At 39.6% G+C, this 20080-nt stretch carries 23 protein-coding genes and 1 pseudogene; 17 read left to right on the forward strand and 7 right to left on the reverse strand.

Features of this window, described 5'->3' with window-relative positions; genetic code table 11:
• The 13 genes and pseudogenes from CK510_RS34590 to dacB form a co-directional block, all read left to right on the forward strand.
• Positions 1-94: pseudogene (locus CK510_RS34590) on the forward strand (3-oxoacyl-ACP synthase); the annotation flags it as partial.
• A gap of 279 nt (positions 95-373) precedes the next feature.
• Positions 374-2386 carry a transketolase gene (gene tkt / locus CK510_RS09215; RefSeq protein WP_095721423.1) on the forward strand — a complete coding sequence of 671 codons (2013 nt, stop codon included), beginning with the start codon at positions 374-376 and terminating at the stop codon, positions 2384-2386.
• A gap of 136 nt (positions 2387-2522) precedes the next feature.
• Entirely contained in the window at positions 2523-2765 is a 243-nt protein-coding gene (locus CK510_RS09220) for a hypothetical protein (protein ID WP_143289253.1), read from the forward strand.
• Positions 2766-2833: 68 nt separating this feature from the next.
• Complete coding sequence (locus CK510_RS09225) at positions 2834-3043, forward strand: hypothetical protein (protein WP_095721441.1); 210 nt, start codon at positions 2834-2836, stop codon at positions 3041-3043.
• Between the two features lies 1 nt (position 3044).
• The gene (locus CK510_RS09230; RefSeq protein ID WP_095721425.1) at positions 3045-3458 is read left to right on the forward strand and encodes a type II toxin-antitoxin system VapC family toxin; all 414 of its coding nucleotides are present in this window, start codon (positions 3045-3047) and stop codon (positions 3456-3458) included.
• Positions 3459-3538: 80 nt separating this feature from the next.
• The gene (locus CK510_RS09235) at positions 3539-3826 is read left to right on the forward strand and encodes a hypothetical protein (RefSeq protein ID WP_095721426.1); all 288 of its coding nucleotides are present in this window, start codon (positions 3539-3541) and stop codon (positions 3824-3826) included.
• Complete coding sequence (locus CK510_RS09240) at positions 3826-4218, forward strand: type II toxin-antitoxin system VapC family toxin (protein WP_095721427.1); 393 nt, start codon at positions 3826-3828, stop codon at positions 4216-4218. The genes CK510_RS09235 and CK510_RS09240 overlap by 1 nt, the downstream gene beginning before the upstream one ends.
• A gap of 220 nt (positions 4219-4438) precedes the next feature.
• Positions 4439-6316, forward strand: coding sequence for a serine/threonine-protein kinase (locus CK510_RS09245; RefSeq protein WP_095721428.1), 1878 nt, complete (start codon positions 4439-4441; stop codon positions 6314-6316).
• 133 nt (positions 6317-6449) lie between these two features.
• Positions 6450-6587: a hypothetical protein gene (locus tag CK510_RS31630; protein WP_158224867.1), complete on the forward strand. Its 138-nt coding sequence runs from the start codon at positions 6450-6452 to the stop codon at positions 6585-6587.
• A 31-nt stretch (positions 6588-6618) separates the two neighbouring features.
• Positions 6619-6912, forward strand: coding sequence for a hypothetical protein (locus tag CK510_RS09250; protein WP_095721429.1), 294 nt, complete (start codon positions 6619-6621; stop codon positions 6910-6912).
• Between the two features lie 5 nt (positions 6913-6917).
• Positions 6918-7331: a type II toxin-antitoxin system VapC family toxin gene (locus CK510_RS09255; protein WP_095721430.1), complete on the forward strand. Its 414-nt coding sequence runs from the start codon at positions 6918-6920 to the stop codon at positions 7329-7331.
• Between the two features lie 5 nt (positions 7332-7336).
• Positions 7337-7489, forward strand: a complete 153-nt coding sequence (locus CK510_RS32635) for a hypothetical protein (RefSeq protein ID WP_211293135.1) — start codon at positions 7337-7339, stop codon at positions 7487-7489.
• 148 nt (positions 7490-7637) lie between these two features.
• Positions 7638-9101, forward strand: coding sequence for a D-alanyl-D-alanine carboxypeptidase/D-alanyl-D-alanine endopeptidase (dacB, locus tag CK510_RS09260; protein ID WP_095721431.1), 1464 nt, complete (start codon positions 7638-7640; stop codon positions 9099-9101).
• Positions 9102-9213: 112 nt separating this feature from the next.
• Here dacB and CK510_RS09265 read toward each other — a convergent pair whose 3' ends face one another.
• Complete coding sequence (locus CK510_RS09265; protein ID WP_211293136.1) at positions 9214-9663, reverse strand: hypothetical protein; 450 nt, start codon at positions 9661-9663, stop codon at positions 9214-9216.
• Positions 9664-9829: 166 nt separating this feature from the next.
• Between CK510_RS09265 and CK510_RS09270 the strand changes: the two genes are divergently transcribed.
• Both CK510_RS09270 and gntT read left to right on the forward strand, forming a co-directional pair.
• Complete coding sequence (locus CK510_RS09270) at positions 9830-10192, forward strand: helix-turn-helix domain-containing protein (RefSeq protein ID WP_095721432.1); 363 nt, start codon at positions 9830-9832, stop codon at positions 10190-10192.
• A 106-nt stretch (positions 10193-10298) separates the two neighbouring features.
• Entirely contained in the window at positions 10299-11657 is a 1359-nt protein-coding gene (gene gntT, locus CK510_RS09275) for a guanitoxin biosynthesis MATE family efflux transporter GntT (protein WP_095721433.1), read from the forward strand.
• 266 nt (positions 11658-11923) lie between these two features.
• Here gntT and CK510_RS09280 read toward each other — a convergent pair whose 3' ends face one another.
• From CK510_RS09280 to CK510_RS09295, 4 genes are all read right to left on the reverse strand, one after another.
• Complete coding sequence (locus CK510_RS09280; RefSeq protein ID WP_095721434.1) at positions 11924-12823, reverse strand: ferritin-like domain-containing protein; 900 nt, start codon at positions 12821-12823, stop codon at positions 11924-11926.
• Between the two features lie 126 nt (positions 12824-12949).
• Positions 12950-13390 carry an Mpo1-like protein gene (locus CK510_RS09285; protein ID WP_245911984.1) on the reverse strand — a complete coding sequence of 147 codons (441 nt, stop codon included), beginning with the start codon at positions 13388-13390 and terminating at the stop codon, positions 12950-12952.
• Between the two features lie 269 nt (positions 13391-13659).
• Positions 13660-15369 (reverse strand): N-acyl-D-amino-acid deacylase family protein, encoded by a 1710-nt coding sequence (locus tag CK510_RS09290; RefSeq protein ID WP_095721436.1) that lies wholly within the window; start codon positions 15367-15369, stop codon positions 13660-13662.
• A 208-nt stretch (positions 15370-15577) separates the two neighbouring features.
• The gene (locus CK510_RS09295; RefSeq protein WP_095721437.1) at positions 15578-16855 is read right to left on the reverse strand and encodes a glycosyltransferase family 2 protein; all 1278 of its coding nucleotides are present in this window, start codon (positions 16853-16855) and stop codon (positions 15578-15580) included.
• A 165-nt stretch (positions 16856-17020) separates the two neighbouring features.
• Between CK510_RS09295 and gifA the strand changes: the two genes are divergently transcribed.
• Positions 17021-17206: a glutamine synthetase inactivation factor IF7A gene (gene gifA, locus CK510_RS09300; RefSeq protein WP_095721438.1), complete on the forward strand. Its 186-nt coding sequence runs from the start codon at positions 17021-17023 to the stop codon at positions 17204-17206.
• A gap of 278 nt (positions 17207-17484) precedes the next feature.
• On the opposite strand, the gene glnA is transcribed toward gifA, so the two are convergent.
• Positions 17485-18903: a type I glutamate--ammonia ligase gene (glnA, locus tag CK510_RS09305; RefSeq protein ID WP_095721439.1), complete on the reverse strand. Its 1419-nt coding sequence runs from the start codon at positions 18901-18903 to the stop codon at positions 17485-17487.
• 427 nt (positions 18904-19330) lie between these two features.
• On the opposite strand from glnA, the gene apcB reads away from it, so the two are divergent.
• A complete protein-coding gene (gene apcB, locus CK510_RS09310) occupies positions 19331-19840 on the forward strand; it encodes an allophycocyanin subunit beta (RefSeq protein WP_095721440.1) in 510 nt (169 codons plus the stop codon).
• A gap of 60 nt (positions 19841-19900) precedes the next feature.
• Here apcB and CK510_RS32640 read toward each other — a convergent pair.
• A partial coding sequence (locus CK510_RS32640) for a hypothetical protein (RefSeq protein WP_211293137.1) occupies positions 19901-20080 on the reverse strand: 180 nt, incomplete at its 5' end.

Raw genomic sequence — 20080 nt, forward strand, 5'->3', positions numbered from 1 at the left:
CGTTAGCAGAGAACTAAAAGTTGAGGTGGCATTATCTAATTCCTTTGGTTTTGGTGGTCACAATGTGGCGCTAGTCTTTAAAAAGTACGTCTAATTTGGGCATTGGGCATTGGGCATTGGGCATTGGGCATTGGGAAATATGCCTGCCCAAATTCTAATTCCCCAAATTCTCAACTGAGTCGATTTGACAACGGATATTTGGGCTTATTCCCTCTTAAAATAAAAACCAAAATCTAAATTCCCAAAATTTACAGCTTGTCCATCAACATTCGCTAATGGGATGATGACAATAATTGTTTAAGGAAAATTATTATTTCTTTAGGCAATAAAATCTAGTTAAGAGTACTAACCCGTCGTTAAGAACAAACATATTATGGCTGTTGCAACCCAATCCCTTGAACAACTTTGTATTAATTCGATTCGCTTTTTGGCAGTTGATGCTGTAGAAAAGGCAAAGTCTGGACATCCAGGATTGCCTATGGGTGCTGCGCCAATGGCGTTTGTACTCTGGGATAAATTCATGCGGGTTAACCCAAAAAATCCCCAGTGGTTCAATCGAGACAGATTTGTTTTGTCTGCTGGTCACGGCTCGATGTTGCAGTATGCTCTGCTCTATTTAGCAGGTTTCGACAGCGTGACGATTGAGGACATTAAGCAATTCCGTCAGTGGGAATCCAGCACCCCTGGACACCCAGAAAACTTCATTACCGCAGGTGTGGAAGTCACCACTGGACCTTTGGGACAAGGTATTGCCAATGGAGTTGGTTTAGCAATGGCAGAAGCACATCTTGCTGCTAAATACAACAAACCTGATGCCAAAATCGTTGACCACTATACTTATGTGATTTTGGGTGACGGTTGCAACATGGAAGGTATTTCCGGTGAAGCTGCTTCTTTTGCGGGACACTTGGGATTAGGTAAACTGATTGCTCTTTACGACGATAACCACATCTCCATCGATGGTTCCACAGATGTAGCCTTTACCGAAGACGTTTCTAAGCGGTTTGAAGCCTATGGCTGGCACGTTCTCCATGTGAAAGATGGTAACAACGACTTGGCAGCGATTGAAAAAGCGATCGCAGATGCAAAGGCTGTCACCGACAAACCCACCATGATTAAGGTGACAACCACCATCGGTTATGGTTCCCCCAACAAACAAAATACAGCAGGTATTCACGGTGCTGCTTTAGGTGCTGATGAAATAGCCCTCACCCGCAGCAACTTAAAATGGGAATACGCACCATTTGATGTTCCCGCAGATGCTCTCAACCACATGCGGAAAGCTGTTGAACGTGGTGCAAAAGCAGAATCTGAATGGAATCAGGTATTTGCTAGTTATAAAGCTAAATACGCCAAAGAAGCGGCGGAATTTGAACGCTTACTGAGCAGCAAACTTCCCGATGGTTGGGACAAAGTATTACCTACATATACTCCTGAAGACAAAGGATTACCCACCCGTAAACACTCGGAAACCTGCCTAAATAAACTTGCAGCAGTTCTCCCCGAATTAATTGGTGGTTCAGCTGACTTAACCCACTCCAACCTGACCGAAATCAAGGGTGAAGGTGACTTCCAAAAAGGACAATACCAAAACCGTAACGTCCACTTCGGTGTACGGGAACATGCAATGGGTGCTATTTGTAACGGGATGGCATTACACAATTCGGGATTAATTCCCTACGGTGCCACCTTCTTGATTTTCACCGACTACATGCGGGCAGCTATCCGCTTATCGGCATTGTCCCTCGCTGGTTCCATTTGGGTAATGACCCACGATTCCATTGGACAAGGTGAAGATGGTCCTACCCACCAACCAATCGAAACCCTCGCTTCATTGCGGGCAATTCCTAACCTCACCGTCATTCGTCCTGCTGACGGGACAGAAACTTCCGGTGCTTATAAAGTTGCGATCGCAAATGCAAAAGCAAATAACCCCACCTTGCTGGCGTTCTCCCGTCAAAATCTTCCTAATTTGGCTGGTAGCTCGATTGAAGGTGTCACCAAAGGTGGATATATATTGGTTGATTGCCAAGGTACACCCGAAATTATCTTGATTGGTACTGGTTCGGAAACCAACCTTTGTGTTACCGCAGCTGAGAAACTCACCGCAGAAGGTAAGAAAGTGCGTGTGGTTTCCATGCCTTCCACTGATTTGTTTGATGAGCAAAATGCAGCTTACAGAGAGTCGGTATTACCAAAAGCTGTTACTAAGCGTGTATCGGTGGAAGCTGCTAGTAGCTTCGGCTGGCACAAGTACATTGGTACTGAAGGTGAGGCTGTTAGCATCGATAGATTTGGTGCTTCTGCTCCTGGTGCAGTTTGTTTGGAGAAGTTTGGTTTTAGTGTTGAGAATGTGGTTGCAACCGCTAAGAAAGTATTGGGTTAGTTGCTAATAGTTTGATTTAATAAATCTTTTCTTATGGGGTGGGCATTTTGTCTGCCCTTTTTTATTTTTTAATGTAGAGTCAACTTGAATGTATTTAAATCTCATATAATTAGAAGTAGATTGTAACCAAATAATCATGATGGCTAAAAATAAAAAGATTTCTAGCTTTATGAAAAGTCAGATACTACCAACAGTTATTTATTGCTGGACTACTGGAGGTAAAAAACCTGATTTAGATAAACCTCATTGGAGTATTGATATAGATTCTAATCCTTATGATATGTATGTTGAATATCGCAAACAATTTGACGAATTAGGTTGTCATGGTTTTACATATTACGAAGCGGAGCAATGGTTATCTGAAATAATAAAAAAATAAACTAATAACTGGTACAAGTGAGCGCAAAAAACAAACCCAATTATATCAACATTAGAAAGTTATCAACAATGCAAATAGAAGACAGAGTAGCAATTTTAGAGGCTGAAGTCGCACAACTCAAATACAAATTAGAACCTGAATCTTCAAAGGTTATCCCTTGGTGGCAAAAAATCTCTGGTAGTTTTGCGAATAACTCTACTTTTGATGAAGCGATGAAATTAGGACATGAATATCGTGAATCTTTACGTCCAGATTTAGATAATCAATGCGAAGATTAGGATGTATTTACTTGATACCGACCACTTGAGTATTATCCAACGTGGTGGAAAAGCCGCAAGCCCTTTATTCGCAAAATTGGCAAGCTTCGGAGCGAACGAAATATCTGCAACAATAATTAGTTATGAAGAACAAACTCGCGGTTGGTTAAGCTATGTAGCGAAAGCTCAAACCATAGAAGCTCAAATAGAACCCTACAGCCAATTACAAAAACATTTAGAAAATTATCGGAATATTCCGATAGTAGACTTTGATAAAAAATCTGCCTTAGAATTTCAACGTCTCCGAAAAATTTATCCTCGACTTGGTACGATGGATTTAAAAATTGCCTCAATTACCATCGCTAATGATGCAACGTTGTTAACACGCAACCTGTCTGATTTTGGCAAAATCTTGGAATTGCGCTTTGAAGACTAGACAGTGTAATACCCAAATTTAGTAGGTTGGATGAAGGCTTTGTGTAACCTTAATATGGTTAATAAAGGAGTATATATAAAATGAAAATTAAAGGTATCAAACGCGGTCAAATAATTGAACTATTAGAGCAAATCAATAATATTCCTGATGGTACGGAAATTATCGTTGATGTGGTCATTTCGGCAAATCAAATAGTTGAAACAGCGCAAACTTTAAGTGATGATGAAAAACTCTCTAAACTCAATCAATTATTTGGTGCGTGGCAAAACCAACCTGAACTGGTCGAAATTTTTACAGAAATTGACGAACAACGCCATGTTTATCGAGGTAGAGTTATCGATTCGATTGAAAATAAAGATAAGAAATAATGTACTTGTTAGATACTAATATTTGCATTGCACTACTTAATAATAATCCCAAAGCAGTTGCAAAATTCAACCTTTTCTTTGCTCAATGCTATACTTCGACAATCGTTGTTTCTGAGCTTTATAAAGGTGTTTACTGTTCACAACAAGTTGAAAAGAATCTAGAAACTTTGGCACAGTTTATCCAACTGATAACAGTTGAACCATTTGACATAGATGCGGCTGTTGAATTTGGTAGGATTCAAAGCGAACTCAGAAAAATTGGTAAACCAACAGGGGAACTTGATGCGTTGATTGGTGCAGTTGCGCGATCGCGTAACGATATTTTGGTGACTAATAACATCAAAGATTTTGAGAATATCCCCAATTTGCTGCTAGAAAACTGGTTGGCTTGATAAGCGCTCAAATAATTTTAAGTGACGATTTTCGAGAAAAACAGCAATATAGGAGCAACAAATCCCAAAAGATATTTGATGTAACCCCTAAAAAATCAGTCATAAAAGCAACATAGCTGATAACAGCGAAGTAATCCATAAATAAAAATAAACAGTAATCTTACTGAAAAATTCTGGCAAATGCTTCATAATACTTCCATCTGCCAGTAAATATACAGTTATGCTCTGTTGCCTTAACCCAGCTTGCCATAATCCATCTGTACCTGATGGTGAAAAATATTGCCCTAATTGCAATGTTCCCTTAGTAATACTGAGAAATCGCTATCGTCCGGTTAAATCCTTGGGTGGTGGGGGATTTGGCAAAACCTATTTGGCAGAAGATACAGACAAGTTGAACGAAAAGTGTGTCATCAAGCAGTTTGCTCCACAAGTTCAAGAAACGGCAGCACTGCAAAAAGCAACAGAATTATTTGAACAGGAAGCTAGAAGACTACAACAGTTAGGAGAACACCCACAAATTCCCACGTTGTTGGCTTATTTTCAAGAAGATAGCCGTTTATATTTGGTGCAGCAATTTATCGATGGGCAGAATTTACTCAAGGAATTGCAACAGCAAGGAACTTTCAGCGAGGGAAAGATACGGGATTTATTGCAGGATTTGTTAAATATTCTCCAGGTTGTACATCAACAAAAAGTTATTCATCGAGATATTAAGCCAGAGAATATTATTCAGCGTGGAGATGGCAAGATTGTTTTAATCGACTTTGGTGCATCCAAGCAACTGACAAAAACGGTAATGACTGCACAGGGAACTACAATCGGTTCTTTTGGTTATGCACCGTTGGAGCAGATGCAGGATGGAGAAGCTTATCCTGCCAGCGATTTATATAGTTTGGGTGCAACTTGCTTTCATTTATTGAGTGGAATTCATCCTTGGCAATTGTGGAAAAGTCAAGGTTATGGGTGGGTTAGGAATTGGAGACAGCATTTACAGCAAGCAGTGAGTGAAGAATTGGGGCAAATTCTGGATAAATTGTTGCAGGAAGAATATCAGCAGCGCTATCAGTCGGTTGGGGAAGTTTTACAAGATTTGAATTTCCAGCCAGTAATTGCAACCCCAGTATTACCTTTAGCTTCTACGGTAATTCCTCAGTCACGAGCATCAATATTATTAGCACCACAAGGATTTCTAAAAAAGCTATCTAAACAAAATTTTAATTTCAGAAAAATATTGCTGCTGGGTGCTGCGATTACATTAGTTGGAACTCAAATATATGGCTATGTTCGTTATGGCTTATTTCCAACTAATCCAATATCTATAATTGCTAGCAAAGATAGCGATGTTTTCTTAAAAAGAACTCTGACAGGGCATTCTAGCCCAGTTAATTCTCTCGCCATCAGCCCAGATGGCAACACCCTTGCCAGTGGTAGTTCTGACAAAACCATTAAACTGTGGAATCTGGCAACTGGAGAAGAAATCCGCACTCTCACAGGGCATTCTCATAGGATTCATTCCGTCGCCATCAGCCCAGATGGTAAAACCCTTGTTAGTGGTAGTTCTGACAAAACCATCAAACTGTGGAATCTGGCAATTGGAGAAGAAATCCGCACCCTCACAGGGCATTCCGAGTCGGTTGACTCCCTCGCTATTAGTCCAGATGGCAAAATCCTTGCCACTAGTAGTTATGACAACACCATCGAACTATGGAATCTGGCAACCGGAGAGCAAATCCGCACCCTCATCGGGCATTCTGACTCGGTTAGCTCCCTCGCTATTAGTCCAGATGGCAAAACCCTTGCCAGTAGTAGTTGGGACAACACCATCGAACTGTGGAATCTGACAACAGGAGAAGAAATCCGCACTCTCACAGATCATTCTAACCGAGTTATTTCCGTCGCCATCAGCCCAGATGGCAAAACCCTTGCCAGTGGTAGTGCCGACAAGACTATCAAACTGTGGAATCTAGGAACAGGAGAGGAAATCCGTACCCTCACAGGGCATTCTAGCCCAGTTGATTCTCTCGCTATCAGCCCAGATGGCAAAACCCTTACCAGTGGTAGTGGTGACTTCACCATCAAAATTTGGCGGCTAAAGTAAGGATTACACTTTTAAATATTATTGTTGATGAGCGAGATATCTTGGGAATTTATTTGGGACTATATTTTGGCGATTTGAGCTTTTAACGATTTTAGCGATCGCACTACAGCGAAATTATAGTTTCATTGGAGCGATGCTCCGTGGTAGTAGTTTTGCGATGCCCTTGGCAATCACTTTGTGCGATCGCTTATCAGAAATTGAAATTGAGCATCAAAAGTGTCGCTACGATAATTACTATAAAATTTCAAGTTACCATGTAAAATATGGTTAGTATTCGATATTGAAGGCAAGGAGTATAAGTCATGCAAGAAGTATCTAACTATAACCAAGAACTTATTGACCGTATCTCACCAATTATTGAAAGGTTATTTAAAAGCAATAGTTTATATATGGTGAGATTAAAGAAAATGGAAATGCTCGAAATGTTGGTAGAATTATTTGGTCAATTTAATCCTGAAGAAATGAGAGCAATTAAAGATGAAGATTTGACCCAAAGAATTGATAGTCTTTTAGTTTTAGATGCAGTTTCAGGGACATTAAATGATTTAACACCCGAACAGCTTAAAATGTTTGATGAAGCAGTAGAGGGAAGATAAAAAGGGTGGCTTATCTATTAGATACAAACATTGTTAGCTACATTTTAAAAAGAAGAAATACAACTATAGAAAGTAAACTACGTGAAGCCCGTCGCTTAGGACAAAATGTGTTTATTAGTTGTATTACTTACTATGAGGTGAAAAGAGGACTTTTGTATGTCAATGCAACAAGGCAACTAGCTGAATTTGATGCTTTTGTTAGTAAATACCCTATTTTATTTATAGATGATATCGAAATTATTGAACAAGCTTGTAAAATACATGCCGATTTAAAGATTAAAGGTACACCAATACAAGATGCAGATGTATTGATAGCAGCAACTGCAATTATACGTGGTTTAATTTTGGTGTCTCATGATTCTGATTTGCTGCGGGTAGAAGGACTCACCTTGGAGAATTGGCTGTTAATCGGTTCTTAAAAATCATGCGATGTTCTAAAAGAACCGCTACGCGATCGCAAGCCGCAAGGGAATATGATATATTTTCTCACGCGGAGGCGCAGAGGCGCGGAGAATTTGAGGGTATTTCACAACAAATAATATATGCAAGGGAATGTACACAAGTGCATTTTTTGTGATAAATACATTCAGTAGGGATGTTTTAATTATTTCTTCTCTAAGAAACAATAAATTTGCTAGAAGCGTCTGCGGTATCCGTTGGCGCTAAAATCCGTATAATTAACTTCTCGAATCATTAGGTATTTTTTTTAACTCTATCGATAAATTATGTCCCAATATATTCGTATCAGCTTTCTGTTAGTTTTTATCAGCGCTCAATTCGGTTTTATTCCCCAAACAGTAACTGCACAAACACCAATAGCACCAACTCAAGCAAATAAAAGTATTTGCCCTGCACAACTGGGGAGTAATTTAGATGCGATCGCAAACCAAGCAACTTTTACCCGTGTGCGTTGGGGAATTTTGGTGCAAAGCTTAAGTTCGGGACAAACTCTTTATACCCGTGATGCAAATAAGTATTTTATTCCTGCTTCTAATACTAAGTTACTCACCACCGCAGCCGCATTACAGCAATTAGGTGCTAATTTTCGCATTCGTACATCTATTTATCAGCAAGAACCTGGGGTATTACGTGTTGTGGGTAGGGGTGATCCGAGTATTACCGATGCTCAATTGACTAGATTAACAAAGCAACTCAAAGCTAAAGGTATTACCCAAATCAAAAAACTCATCGCTGATGATAGCTACGTTCAAGCTGATGTTGTCCAACCAAGCTGGCAGTGGGAGGATGTCCAATCTGATTATGGCGCACCTGTGGGTAGTTTTATGGTGAATGAGAATCTGTTTACAATTCGACTTGTACCGCAAGCTGTTGGTAAACCTTTACAGGTTTCTTGGGTTGATGGCAATGAAGCGGGTATTTGGAAAATTCTGAATCTATCTACAACCGCAGCTAATAATTCCAAAACTGAACTTGCTGTTGCCCGCGATTTATCGGGAAATGTCCTCAAAATTCAGGGACAACTGGCAGCTAGTGCGAGTCCATTTTCTGTGACTTTGCCTGTGGTTGACCCAAATTATTTTTTCTTGCGTCGTTTGCGTGTAGCACTGAGAAAAGAAGGTATAAGTTTGCAAGAAACGGCAGTAGCGACAGGTGGAAGTACTCAAAATGAAGTTGCTGCTATCCAATCACCACCGCTCTCTGAGTTGGTGAAAATTACTAATATTGATAGTAATAATTTGTTTGCGGAGTCGGTATTAAATGTGATGGCAGTGAAGCAACCAAGAAAGCCTGGACAATCGAGTACATCTGTGGGTTTGGAGGTGTTGAAAACGACTTTAACCCAACTGGGGGTTAATCAAACGGGTTATTTCACTGTTGATGGTTCGGGTTTGTCGCGGAAAAATTTGATTAGTCCTGAGGCATTGGTGCAGGTTTTGCGGGGGATGTCAAAGTCTGCTGCTGCTCCTGTTTTTCGCGCTTCTTTGCCTGTGGGGGGGAAAACTGGTACGTTGAAGAATAGATTTCGCGGTACTGCTGCTGAGGGTATAGTGGTGGCAAAAACGGGTACGGTTGGTGGTGTTGTCTCGCTGTCGGGATATTTGGATGCACCAAATTATGAACCGTTGGTTTTTAGCATTATTGTTAATCAAAGTGAACAACCTGCGAGGGTTTTACGGCAAGCTGTTGATGAGATGGTGGTGACGATGACGCAATTGCGAAGGTGTTAAGTAAATTAAATATATATTTTTTATGTCGCGCAGAGACGCGGAGGCGCGGAGAATAATGGAAGATTGGTTTACGATAGGTAAAGGCTGTTTTTTATGATTTGAGATACTAAAGTTAACTTGCGATTAAATTGGAGTTACGTTTGTAGGTAGCAAGTTCTGTTAGTTGACAAGTGCAAGCTTCTATGGTTTCGCTAATGGCTGCTTGTATTTCCCCAGGATAGGGATAATGGGTAAACTCGTACTCGATTAACTTGCTGAGGGAATGCATTTCATATAAACTATTACATGCATAAACTAGCTTTTCGACGGCACTTTGCCAGCGTTCAAAAATCCGGTAACTGAAAAATCCACTGCATACTCCACCTTTTGTATCCCAGTAGGAAATACAAACTTGATGCTGGAGGTATTTCATTTTCTTAATTTTTTGTACGTCATACCCTTTCGCTCTGAGAGCTTGGAGAATCTGTTCTTCGCTCAAACGCCAAACTCTGGGGTTGATTTTCCCCAATGATATTAAACTTTGGAGTTTGTACCGCTTCTGATTGAATAGCTTGCTAGTCATGATACACCCTTCCTAAATACCAGCAAAAAAGTTGAAATGCTTCCTTTAGATAGCGAAACGCTAGCTTAAGTAATCATATAAAAACTGGGCAAGTCTGTCAACCAAAAAGTAAACTTATTAGTATTGACACTAAAGCTTCGATCGCAGTGGAGTAGCCGCAGTAGCAGTGAATGACGAAGGCAAAAAAAAACTGATTGAAATTATCAAGCAGGCTCGTGGTGATATGAGTCAGAGAGCTTTTTGTAAGCTTTTGGGAGTTTCTGCGACTGCTGTTCAAATGTGGGAAAAGGGGGTGAAAGTTCCCGATACTGAGAACTTGTCACGAATTGCAGTTCACGCTGGTTATACGATGGAGGAATTACTTTCTTATTTAGAAGGTAAACCCATACAAGAAGCTTCGGATTTAACGATTATTCTCAGGCAAATGAATAATATGCCTTTGTCGCAGGTTGCTTTAATTGTTCAAGCTGGTGCAAATAGGTTGGCAAGTGCAATGGAATCTGCGGAAGGAGAGATAAAGGCAGGTTAGTTGCTAATGCTAATTATCAAATGTGATGTGCGATCGCATTATAATTTTCTTTGGTAACGTACACTCAAGGAATTCTTAATTAAATAAATTCCAGCCAAAGTAATTTATGCAATTTGCTTTACCAACCCAATACGACTTTTTGCCGCGTTTTTACCGACTGGCAAGTGTTAGTGTTCTTTCTAATATGATGGTTCCCCTCGCTGGTTTGGTTGATATTGCTTTTTTGGGACATTTGGCAGATATTCGTCATTTAGCTGGGGTTATTTTAGCTACTATTCTTTTTGATTATTTGTACCGTGTTCTGAAGTTTTTACGTTCTAGTACAAATGCGATTACTGCACAAGCTGTTGGCTATGATGACTCGAGTGCTGTTCTCTTAGCGGGGTTGCGGAGTGCTTTAATTGCTTTGGCTATTGGTTTGCTGATTCTGCTGTTACAGTATCCTTTACAAAAAATTGGTTTTACTATTCTAAGTGGTTCCCCGGAGATTGAAGCTTCTGGGGCTAATTATTTTTACGGTCGAATTTGGGGTGCCCCTGCTGTCTTAATCAACTTTGTTTTGATTGGTTGGTTTTTGGGTAGGGAAATGAATGCTGCTGTGTTGGTGATGTCTCTCGTTGGGAATGGCTCTAATGTGGGGTTAGATTACCTGATGATTGTTAAGTGGGGTTGGGAAAGCATGGGTGCCGGATTAGCTACCGCTATTAGTCAGTATTTAGCGTTGGTAGTGGGGTTAATTTGGGCTTGTTTTAGTATGGAATGGAAAGTGCTACCAACTGCGATCGCACAACTTTTTGATTGGGTTGCTCTCAAAGATACTGTGGTTTTGAAAAGTAATATACTTATTCGATTTTTAGTTTTAATTACTACATACTCTATTTTTACGAACCTGAGTGCAGGAATGGGGACAGATGTCTTAGCTGAGAATGGTTTGTTGCTGCAAATTGCTTTGTTCAGTCAATTTACCATCCAAGGTGTGGGTTTAACAACTCAAACTCTGACGGGAAACTTTAAGGCAAAGGGAAACAAGGAGCAATTTATACCACTATTGGTAGTTTCTATGCTTACAAGCTTAGTGATTGCCAGTGCGATCGCATTTACATCTGTGTTTTTCCCTGGGGTAGTGTTTGGAATTTTAACCAATCATCGGGAAATTAATCAAAATATTATTGACTACACAATCTGGTTATTACCGCTTTTAGGATTAACTGCGATCGCATTTATGCTGGAAGGATATTTTATTGGGTTGAAGGAAGGTGCAATTCTCCGCAATGCTGTTTTAATTGCCTTTGGAGTCGGTTTTGTTCCCTTGGCTTTTGCTGGTTGGTATTTTCACAGCAATCACCTTTTATGGATGGGACTTTCTGCTTATATGGGAATTATTATAGTTACCCTTGGGGTACATTTACCTCGGACTTTAAAAAGAGAAAATCAAATTAACAGCGATCTACTTCCCAATGTCTGAAGCGTATAGAATTTCCTAGATTATATCTATCAAAAATACATCCAAAAATACATCTTTTTCCATAGGGTAAATACTGGTATTAAATAATTATTATTGTTTTTTTAAGATTAGGGAACACCCAGAAATAAATTATCCCAACCAAAATTATTATTGTAGGGGTGGGGTTTCCCCGCCCTTAATCACGAATGATACGATGAATAAATCTATAATTGGGATGTTTTATTTTCTGGAAATCCCTAGAAAGTCAGGGAATTACACGATTGATGTTAAACAGTCTTTTGTTTATCTTTCTTTTCCACCCCCTTAATACCATTAATGAACATAGGGACAAATTTCTCTACAAAAGCTTGTGGATCGCGTTGCCAAGCTTTTTGTGCTGCCTCAATTCTGGTAAACTGTAACTCTGGTGCAAGCAAAGTTTGGGGTAAACGCTCCATTAAATACTGAGAACGTTCCCAAATAGACATGGTATTTGCCACATCTAACAGGTTACTGACTCGACGCAATTCAGCACCTAAGGTAATATCCATTCCCGATTCAAATGCTGCTTGTTCGATGGCAGAATATCTTTGTTTCGCTTGCTCTACCTTGTGGCGATTTTCAGGATTCTTTGCTGCTAATTGTGCTAACCAACGGTTTCCCCAACGAACATGTCCAGCTTCTTCTGGGAGAATTTTTTCGATTGTTTCGCGAATTTGGATATTCTCTTCGGTTTGTGGTGCTTGCTTGAGAGCGTAGATATGAGCAGAGAAATACTCGCAACCACGTTTTTCAGTGACATTAATTGCTGCTAAAGTCGAAATTAGATAATCATCGAGGTCTTTATCAGCATCGTGGAGTTCGCTATCTAGAAGACGTTCAAACTCCTTAACATATGAACCTCCGGGAGGTGTAGCGACACTGCTACCGATATCTACCAATAAATCAGTTAACCACATCGCATGACGAGCTTCATCGGCAATGTGGTGGGATAAATCCTTGATTAGTTCTGGTGATTTCCCATTTAACTGCTCAATCACCTCTGTTAAATCCTTACAACTGCGCTGCTCACTATAGCGGTAGCGGTTGAGGGTAATCAAGTGAATTTCGCGATCGCGCACCACCTGTTTTAAAACATCTCTGGCTCCTAAGGCATTTTGGAATTTCCGAGGATAGGCAACAGTCATAGTATTATTACGGTTTTGTCAAACATTTTTTACAGCACTTAAAGAATTGTAACGAATAAATTGCGAGAAGCGGCGAAATCTGGCGGTAGAAATGCGGATATATCTCAGGAGGGTTGTTATAAATGTCTAATTGTGCATTTCTTTTTGAGCTTGGTATTGATGTAATATTTCTAGTCTTTGGTGGATATCTTGGCGATATTTACCCTGTAAAGTTCTAAGTAGCATTAAGCCTAAGCAGCGTGAAGCTCGGAGGGAGAATACAGCGTCTTGAATATCTACATGGCTACGCTCAAATAATAAATGTCCAAGCAAACCGACGGTTTGAGTTAATGGTAATGCTATGAGTAACCAAGGATTATTTAGTATCCAGCTAGTAAGTAATAAGCTATAAAAAAATAATATTCCTAATATATGAAGTGCAATATTAATTGGGTGTTGATGTTTGATGATGAAGATATCCCAGTAGTCTGTAAATGGATAGTCTAGAATTTCGCTGTTAATTGAATTTTTAGGATTTTGGTTGGTTAGGTGCATTTTTGGATATTTAGTAGTTATTAAAATAGACATCGATAGAATTTAAATATATATATGGCTAATATAGAACCTCTCCCTGACTTTTGCTGTGCAAAAATCGTCCCTTTCCTGTGAGGGATAAGATAGAAGGAAAATTCGGTATTTTAAGCATTTCTCCTTCTAGGGAAGGAACTTTATTTATATTTTTCCCCCTTGAAAAGGTTAGGGGGGATTCAAGATATTTTGGAATATGAAGAGACATCATACTTGTGTATACACGGTAAGGAGAGAGGTCATATTTTATTCAGAAAATTCACATTTAATTAACTAGGAATTAAGACAGTTCCTAAATGTTCTTTTCCCAAAGATTGACAAACTTGACCTCGATTTATCACCCTAACTCCATTAATATAAACTGCCTGAATAATATCATCTGAACCACGTTTTACCATGCGAGGTTCTCCATCTAAAATTGGGTCAGAAATTTCGATAGGTGGACTAATGGGTTGGTGAAGTGATAGGGGAGAAAGTAAAACTAAATCGGCTTTTGCACCAACTTTGATAACTCCTGTATCGAGACGAAGCCATTGTGCGGGTTCTCCGGTAACACGATGAATTGCCTTTTCTGGAGTCATGAATTTGGTGGAAATTGCCTGTTTAAGTAAGGATAATGCACCATCGTAATAAGCAAGATTCCGTACATGCGCTCCAGCGTCAGTAAAGCCTGGTAAAATCTCAGGATGTGCCATCATTGCTAAACGTGGTTTGATGCGATCGTTTGCTCCTGTTGCTACCCAGCGTAAGTCTGTATCGTAGGTTTTCAGTGCTTCGATAAATAAGTCAATTGGTTCCCGTTGTTGTTGGTTTGCGACTTCAGCAAAGGTTAATCCTTGCCAGTTTTTTTCGGGACAACTGGCGATTTCTATTAATTCTAATTGACGATGAAATGACCTATTTTTCCGATTTAACCATTGCTGTTTAAATTGATGACAAAAATTTTCAGATTTCCATAATTCTTGTCTTTCCTGTCGTGATTTACAACTATTTAGCATTACTCCAGTGGAAAATTCTTCAAATAAAGGTGTAACCGAACCATTCGAGTAAATAGTGAAGGGTTCCGTTAAGGTTTGAAACCGCACGTTACCACCAAGAATATGGTTCCAAATAAATAATAATGGTGAAAAAATCTTCCACAGATTACGATTATGGACTACATCTAAAGCTGAAAGTACCGTTACCCGTAAAGGCTTTTTGCGTCCAATTCCCAAACCCATCCACAGGATTTCTAAAAAAGATGTAAGTCTTTGAATATTGGGAGTAACTTGAAAAACTAAATCGCGATCGCGACACAAATTTGCCAACATTGCATATTCCCGAAATTTCGCGTGTTGGGAAGGAATTGTGTAACCTTGCCATTTTCCACTCATCATGTGCCAGGGAAACATATCGATGGAAATTCCCAAAAATCCTGCGTCTAATGCTGCTGTGGCTATTGTTTGCATAGTGCGGAGTTCTGACGGGGATGGTTGAGATGTTAGACTACGCTCTAAACCCATTACATGGGCACGTAATGCGCTATGTCCAAACAATGGAGCGACGTTTGCACCTAAAGGTAGTTGTCGTAAATGCTCTAAGTATTCGTGGGGAGTTTGCCAAGAGTTAGATTTTTCTAACCATTTTGCAATCAAGCTATGGGAAAGGGTTTCGACTCGTTGAAAAATATCTGCCAGCATTTGATTGGAACCAATTGCCACTGATAAGCTGCAATTCCCAATTACAACTGTGGTGACACCATGACGTACAGATTCGCTCAATCCTGGTGCAATTTCTAATTCTAAATCGTAGTGGGTGTGAATATCAATAAATCCTGGTGTTACCCACAATCCTGAAGCATCGACTATTTCGCGAGCATCGACTGATAAAGATGGTGATATTGACACAATTTTCCCATTTTCGATGCCAATATCCATGCGATCGCATTTGGAACCTAGCCCATCGAATACTAAACCATTTTTAATTAGTAAATCTAACATATATAATAATCCGGTTTGATTTTTTAAATAAAATGTAAATTATTTTACTAGTTGTTCAATATATAAAATATAATACTAAGAATTTAAACCGCCAAGTACGCCGAGTTCGCCAAGGAAGAGAGAAATATATAACCTTCTTTTATTTCTAATGCTTAATGCTTAATTCTTAATTCTTAATTCCTAATTCCTAATTCCTAACTCTTAATTGCTAACTCCTAACTCCAGAATGTTCGCTTTTATGCCAATGTAATTTTTGACGTTGAATGCATAATTTATAAATACTAAAAATCATTACTGGAATCCAGTGCAACATGTAAAATGAGCCTTGGATAGTTGCCCAGATTAATCTAGTTCCCCGTAAGTTTTGAAATTGATAAATTCCACTCATAAAGGCAACAGTTAGAATTAATCCCAATAGACTTTGTAATGGAAAAAGTACAGATTTATGACTATAAAAAATTGTCCATAATAAGTCGGGAATTAACCCAATTGGGAGGAGAAATTGTAAAAGAAAAAATAATATTAAATCAATCTCCTTTACCCAACCCAAAGTGTAAATTTGGGGAAAATAGTCAAGATAGCGTTGAAAACCACCTTCTGCCCAACGACAACGCTGATACCAAAGTTCTTTCCAGGTTTTTACCCCTTCTTCTTTAACCTCTGTTGTGGTCACAAAGGCAATTTCCGTACTTGCTAAATAAAGCTGGAAAGTTAAATCCAAATCATCTGTTAAAGTGTCTTCATTCCAACCATGAAATTCTGCCAATAAATCCCGTCTTACCAACATGCCATTTCCCCGCAATTCAGCCATTCCTCCTGCGGCAATTCGCTGGGTTTGCAAAATGCGATCGCAGTTCATTTCCATTTGCTGACACTGGGTTAAAAAGTTGCTATCCCTATTACTAATTGTTTTTCCTGCTTGAACTGCACCAATATTTTTTCTGGTATTTTCTCGATTAAATAAAGGTATTGTCTTCCGTAAAAAATCCTCAGATAACTGGGCATCAGCATCGCAAATCAGGATAATTTCACCCTCAATAAAAGGTAAAACCGCATTTAATGCTCCCGATTTTCCCCCTTTCGATAAACGTTGATGTACTTGCAAACGGGGAAATTGATTTTGTAATTGCTCTAAAATTTCTGGGGTTGTATCCGTACTACCATCATCAATAATCCAAATATCCAAAGGAAATGAATAATCTAGTGCAAATAAATTAGCAACTAAACTCGATAAAACTGCACTTTCATTTTTCGCTGGCACTAAAACCGATACCTTTGGTAAATCCCCATTCTCTAAAATCCCGAAATTTCTGGCTTTTGCCAGCAACATACGTAGACTTTGTAATGCTAATACCCCAGCTAACCACACAACCAACCAGTGCATCTGGAACCATTGCAGTAAACTGATAATTACCCAAACGAGTAAAACCACCAAAGTTGATTGAAAACGGCGATCGCGTAAGTGAACCGTTGGTTTATCGCGCATATGGTACAAAAAAACTAAAAGTATTTAGAGTATTGCTCAGAATCGCTCTGATTGTAAAGTTTTATAAAAAAGTATCATTATGTAACAACCGTTACAGAAATATATAGGATACTATTTGTTAGAGAGAAAGCCTAAAGTAAAAAATTAAGAGAGAGGAATTTGGTTATGTCTACCCAAGAAAAAGCTCGTGCATTGATGCAGCGTCACCATCACCTCGCTAAAAATCGCCAGCAATCCATGTTAGAACGTGCTGGGGAAGAGATTGGATTCTCTGGGGAAGTATCAGAATATTGGAATCCAGTTCAAGGTAAGATAGACCCCAACAAGCGGATGGCGTGCGATCGCATTTAAGTATTTAATTCAAATGTTGCGGTATTGCGATCGCTTAATTATCCATCGTAGAGACGTTCCGGTGGAACGTCTTATCTAACAAGCAAAAACAACAAACAAAAAAGCCACCCAATTTAATGAGTAGCTAATCTACATAGCGATCGAAAATACTGTAGGGGCAAACGGTTGTTTGCCCTGACTTGTATTGCATTCAAACGGTTGTTTGCCCTGCATCCAAACGAAAAGTACTATACTCACGTCTAAAAATTAAGTCAAATAATTAGGCAAAAGCCAAATCCCTAACAATCATAGTAGAGAGCGAACTCGTGGGGATGGGGACGCAAACGCATCGGATTAACCTCATTATCCAACTTATAAGCAATCCAGTTTTGGATAAAGTCTTCGCTGAATATTCCCCCAGCAGTCAAGAAAGAATGGTCTTTTTCCAAAGCTTCCAAAGCTGCATCCAAAGAACCAGGAGTCGAAGGAACCTTTGCCAGTTCTTCTGGGGAAAGTTCATAGATATTCTTATCCAAAGGTTCACCTGGATCGATTTTGTTCTTGATACCATCTAAACCAGCACAAAGCATTGCCGCAAATGCCAAGTATGGGTTAGAAGTAGCATCAGGACAACGGAATTCCAAGCGTTTTGCTTTGGGGTTAGTACCCGAAAGAGGAATCCGAATCGAAGCGGAACGATTACCTTGGGAATAAGCCAAGTTTACCGGAGCTTCATAACCCGGAACCAAGCGCTTATAGGAATTGGTAGTGGGGTTGGTAATTGCCAAAAGTGCAGGAGCATGTTTGAGAATACCACCGATGTAATGGAGAGCCATATCACTCAACCCAGCGTATTTATCCCCTGCAAACAAGGGTTGACCATCTTTCCAGATAGATTGGTGGCAGTGCATACCTGAACCGTTATCACCAAATACGGGTTTAGGCATAAAGGTGACAGTTCTGCCGTATTTCTTAGCTACGTTTTTGATGACATACTTGTAAATCATCAACCAATCCGCAGCTTCAATCAACTTACCAAATTTGAAACCGAGTTCGCATTGTCCCCCAGTTGCGACTTCGTGGTGGTGCTTTTCAATGGGTACACCCAATTTTGCCATTGTCAACAACATTTCTGTCCGCATGTCCTGGAAAGTATCCGTAGGTGGGACGGGGAAATATCCTTCCTTAAAGCGGGGCTTGTAGCCTAAGTTACCACCAGCTTCACTTCTACCAGAGTTCCACTTAGCTTCGATGGAATCAACGTAGTAGTAGCCAGAGCTAGCATTTTGGTCGAAACGAACATCGTCGAAAATAAAGAATTCTGCTTCGGGACCGAAAAAGACTGTATCGCCAACACCACTGGAAATTACGTAATCTACAGCCCGTTGAGCAATAGAACGGGGACAGCGATCGTAGGGTTCACCAGTACGAGGTTCGGCAATACTACAAACGATACTCAGTGTTGGCTCTGCCATGAAGGGGTCAATCCAAGCAGTGTTTGGATCGAGAACCATTGTCATATCCGAAGCTTCGATTCCTTTCCAACCCCGAATGCTGGAACCATCAAAAGGTACACCCTCGGTAAAGCTGCTTTCGTCGATTTGGTTCTGGAACATAGTTAAATGCTGCCAGGTTCCCAACATGTCAATGAATTTCAGATCGATCATCTGAATTTTTTGGTCTTGAATCAGCTTTAAGACTTCTTTGGGGGTTGTCATGGTTACTCCTTATTTCAATCTACAATTTCTCTGTATTGGAAATTGTTACTTCAATTCATATCGTTGAGCGTATTATTGCTCAATGCATTGTGAACCCTGTTGGTCAAACTAAATTCCGACATACCTGGAATATCGTATTCATAGGAAGTCGATATTTTTGTGCCTTTTAATACAGAACTTAGTTTTTAAAGGTTAGTGTAACCTTTACTCAGTTATAACTATACAAAACTACAAAGTAGATTTAACGGGTACAACTTTGGCTTAGAATCCTTTATTAGAAGAATGTTTTCTGTGTCACCTGAAATATAGTTTAAAAATATTCTAGAGGCACACAGGTAACATAGGAGGCTGTCTATGCATTTATTGCATAACAGGCAGCACAATCAATATCAAACCATAAACAAGGATTGATTGGGAGATAAAAGGAATGCGGGATGCTATTACAAGTTTAATTAAGAATTATGACGTTGCTGGACGTTATTTCGATCGCACTGCCATAGACAACCTCAAATCATATTTTGAAAGTGGTACTGCGAGGATACAGGCAGCAGCAGTAGTTAATGGGAATGCTGCGGCAATTGTCAAGCAAGCTAGTTTGGCTTTGTTTGACGAACTACCCGAATTGATTCGTCCAGGTGGTAATTCCTATACAACTCGTCGTTATGCGGCTTGTTTGCGCGATATGGATTACTATTTGCGTTATGCGAGCTATGCGCTGGTTGCTGGGAATATGGATGTTCTCAACGAGCGGGTATTGCAAGGGTTGCGCGAAACTTATAATTCGTTGAGCGTTCCTATTGGTCCTACGGTTCGTGGTATCCAAATTATGAAGGATATTGTCAAAGAACAAGCTGCGGCGGCTGGAATTGCCAATACTAGCTTTATTGATGAGCCTTTTGACCATTTGACTCGCGAGTTGAGCGAGACAGATATTTAGAATTTTAGTAGAGACGTTCCGGTGGAACGTCTTTATTTACAGTATTTTGGATTTTAGATTTCAAAATCTGGTTTCAAAATCTGGTTTCAAAATCTGGATATTGCGAAGACGTGAATCGTCTTTTGGTTTACGATAAGCGGAGCTTAACGGCAAGGGTTTATCCCACCTACTATTAAGCAGTTTTGATTTTTTGGGTATAGTTTGCTTCTGATGCCAATTCTTTGTGAAGCTCAATAGAAT

The sequence above is a fragment of the Brunnivagina elsteri CCALA 953 genome (assembly GCF_002289455.1).
In the GTDB taxonomy this organism is placed as follows: Bacteria; Cyanobacteriota; Cyanobacteriia; order Cyanobacteriales; family Nostocaceae; genus Brunnivagina; species Brunnivagina elsteri.

Excerpts from the sequence above, each read along its gene's own strand:
- tkt (WP_095721423.1), top strand. The coding sequence starts at position 374 with ATGGCTGTTGCAACCCAATCCCTTGAACAACTTTGTATTAATTCGATT.
- CK510_RS09220 (WP_143289253.1), top strand. The coding sequence starts at position 2,523 with ATGATGGCTAAAAATAAAAAGATTTCTAGCTTTATGAAAAGTCAGATA.
- CK510_RS09225 (WP_095721441.1), top strand. The coding sequence starts at position 2,834 with ATGCAAATAGAAGACAGAGTAGCAATTTTAGAGGCTGAAGTCGCACAA.
- CK510_RS09230 (WP_095721425.1), top strand. The coding sequence starts at position 3,045 with ATGTATTTACTTGATACCGACCACTTGAGTATTATCCAACGTGGTGGA.
- CK510_RS09235 (WP_095721426.1), top strand. The coding sequence starts at position 3,539 with ATGAAAATTAAAGGTATCAAACGCGGTCAAATAATTGAACTATTAGAG.
- CK510_RS09240 (WP_095721427.1), top strand. The coding sequence starts at position 3,826 with ATGTACTTGTTAGATACTAATATTTGCATTGCACTACTTAATAATAAT.
- CK510_RS09245 (WP_095721428.1), top strand. The coding sequence starts at position 4,439 with ATGCTCTGTTGCCTTAACCCAGCTTGCCATAATCCATCTGTACCTGAT.
- CK510_RS31630 (WP_158224867.1), top strand. The coding sequence starts at position 6,450 with ATGCTCCGTGGTAGTAGTTTTGCGATGCCCTTGGCAATCACTTTGTGC.
- CK510_RS09250 (WP_095721429.1), top strand. The coding sequence starts at position 6,619 with ATGCAAGAAGTATCTAACTATAACCAAGAACTTATTGACCGTATCTCA.
- CK510_RS32635 (WP_211293135.1), top strand. The coding sequence starts at position 7,337 with ATGCGATGTTCTAAAAGAACCGCTACGCGATCGCAAGCCGCAAGGGAA.
- dacB (WP_095721431.1), top strand. The coding sequence starts at position 7,638 with ATGTCCCAATATATTCGTATCAGCTTTCTGTTAGTTTTTATCAGCGCT.
- CK510_RS09265 (WP_211293136.1), bottom strand. The coding sequence starts at position 9,663 with ATGACTAGCAAGCTATTCAATCAGAAGCGGTACAAACTCCAAAGTTTA.
- gntT (WP_095721433.1), top strand. The coding sequence starts at position 10,299 with ATGCAATTTGCTTTACCAACCCAATACGACTTTTTGCCGCGTTTTTAC.
- CK510_RS09280 (WP_095721434.1), bottom strand. The coding sequence starts at position 12,823 with ATGACTGTTGCCTATCCTCGGAAATTCCAAAATGCCTTAGGAGCCAGA.
- CK510_RS09285 (WP_245911984.1), bottom strand. The coding sequence starts at position 13,390 with ATGTCTATTTTAATAACTACTAAATATCCAAAAATGCACCTAACCAAC.
- CK510_RS09290 (WP_095721436.1), bottom strand. The coding sequence starts at position 15,369 with ATGTTAGATTTACTAATTAAAAATGGTTTAGTATTCGATGGGCTAGGT.
- CK510_RS09295 (WP_095721437.1), bottom strand. The coding sequence starts at position 16,855 with ATGCGCGATAAACCAACGGTTCACTTACGCGATCGCCGTTTTCAATCA.
- gifA (WP_095721438.1), top strand. The coding sequence starts at position 17,021 with ATGTCTACCCAAGAAAAAGCTCGTGCATTGATGCAGCGTCACCATCAC.
- glnA (WP_095721439.1), bottom strand. The coding sequence starts at position 18,903 with ATGACAACCCCCAAAGAAGTCTTAAAGCTGATTCAAGACCAAAAAATT.
- apcB (WP_095721440.1), top strand. The coding sequence starts at position 19,331 with ATGCGGGATGCTATTACAAGTTTAATTAAGAATTATGACGTTGCTGGA.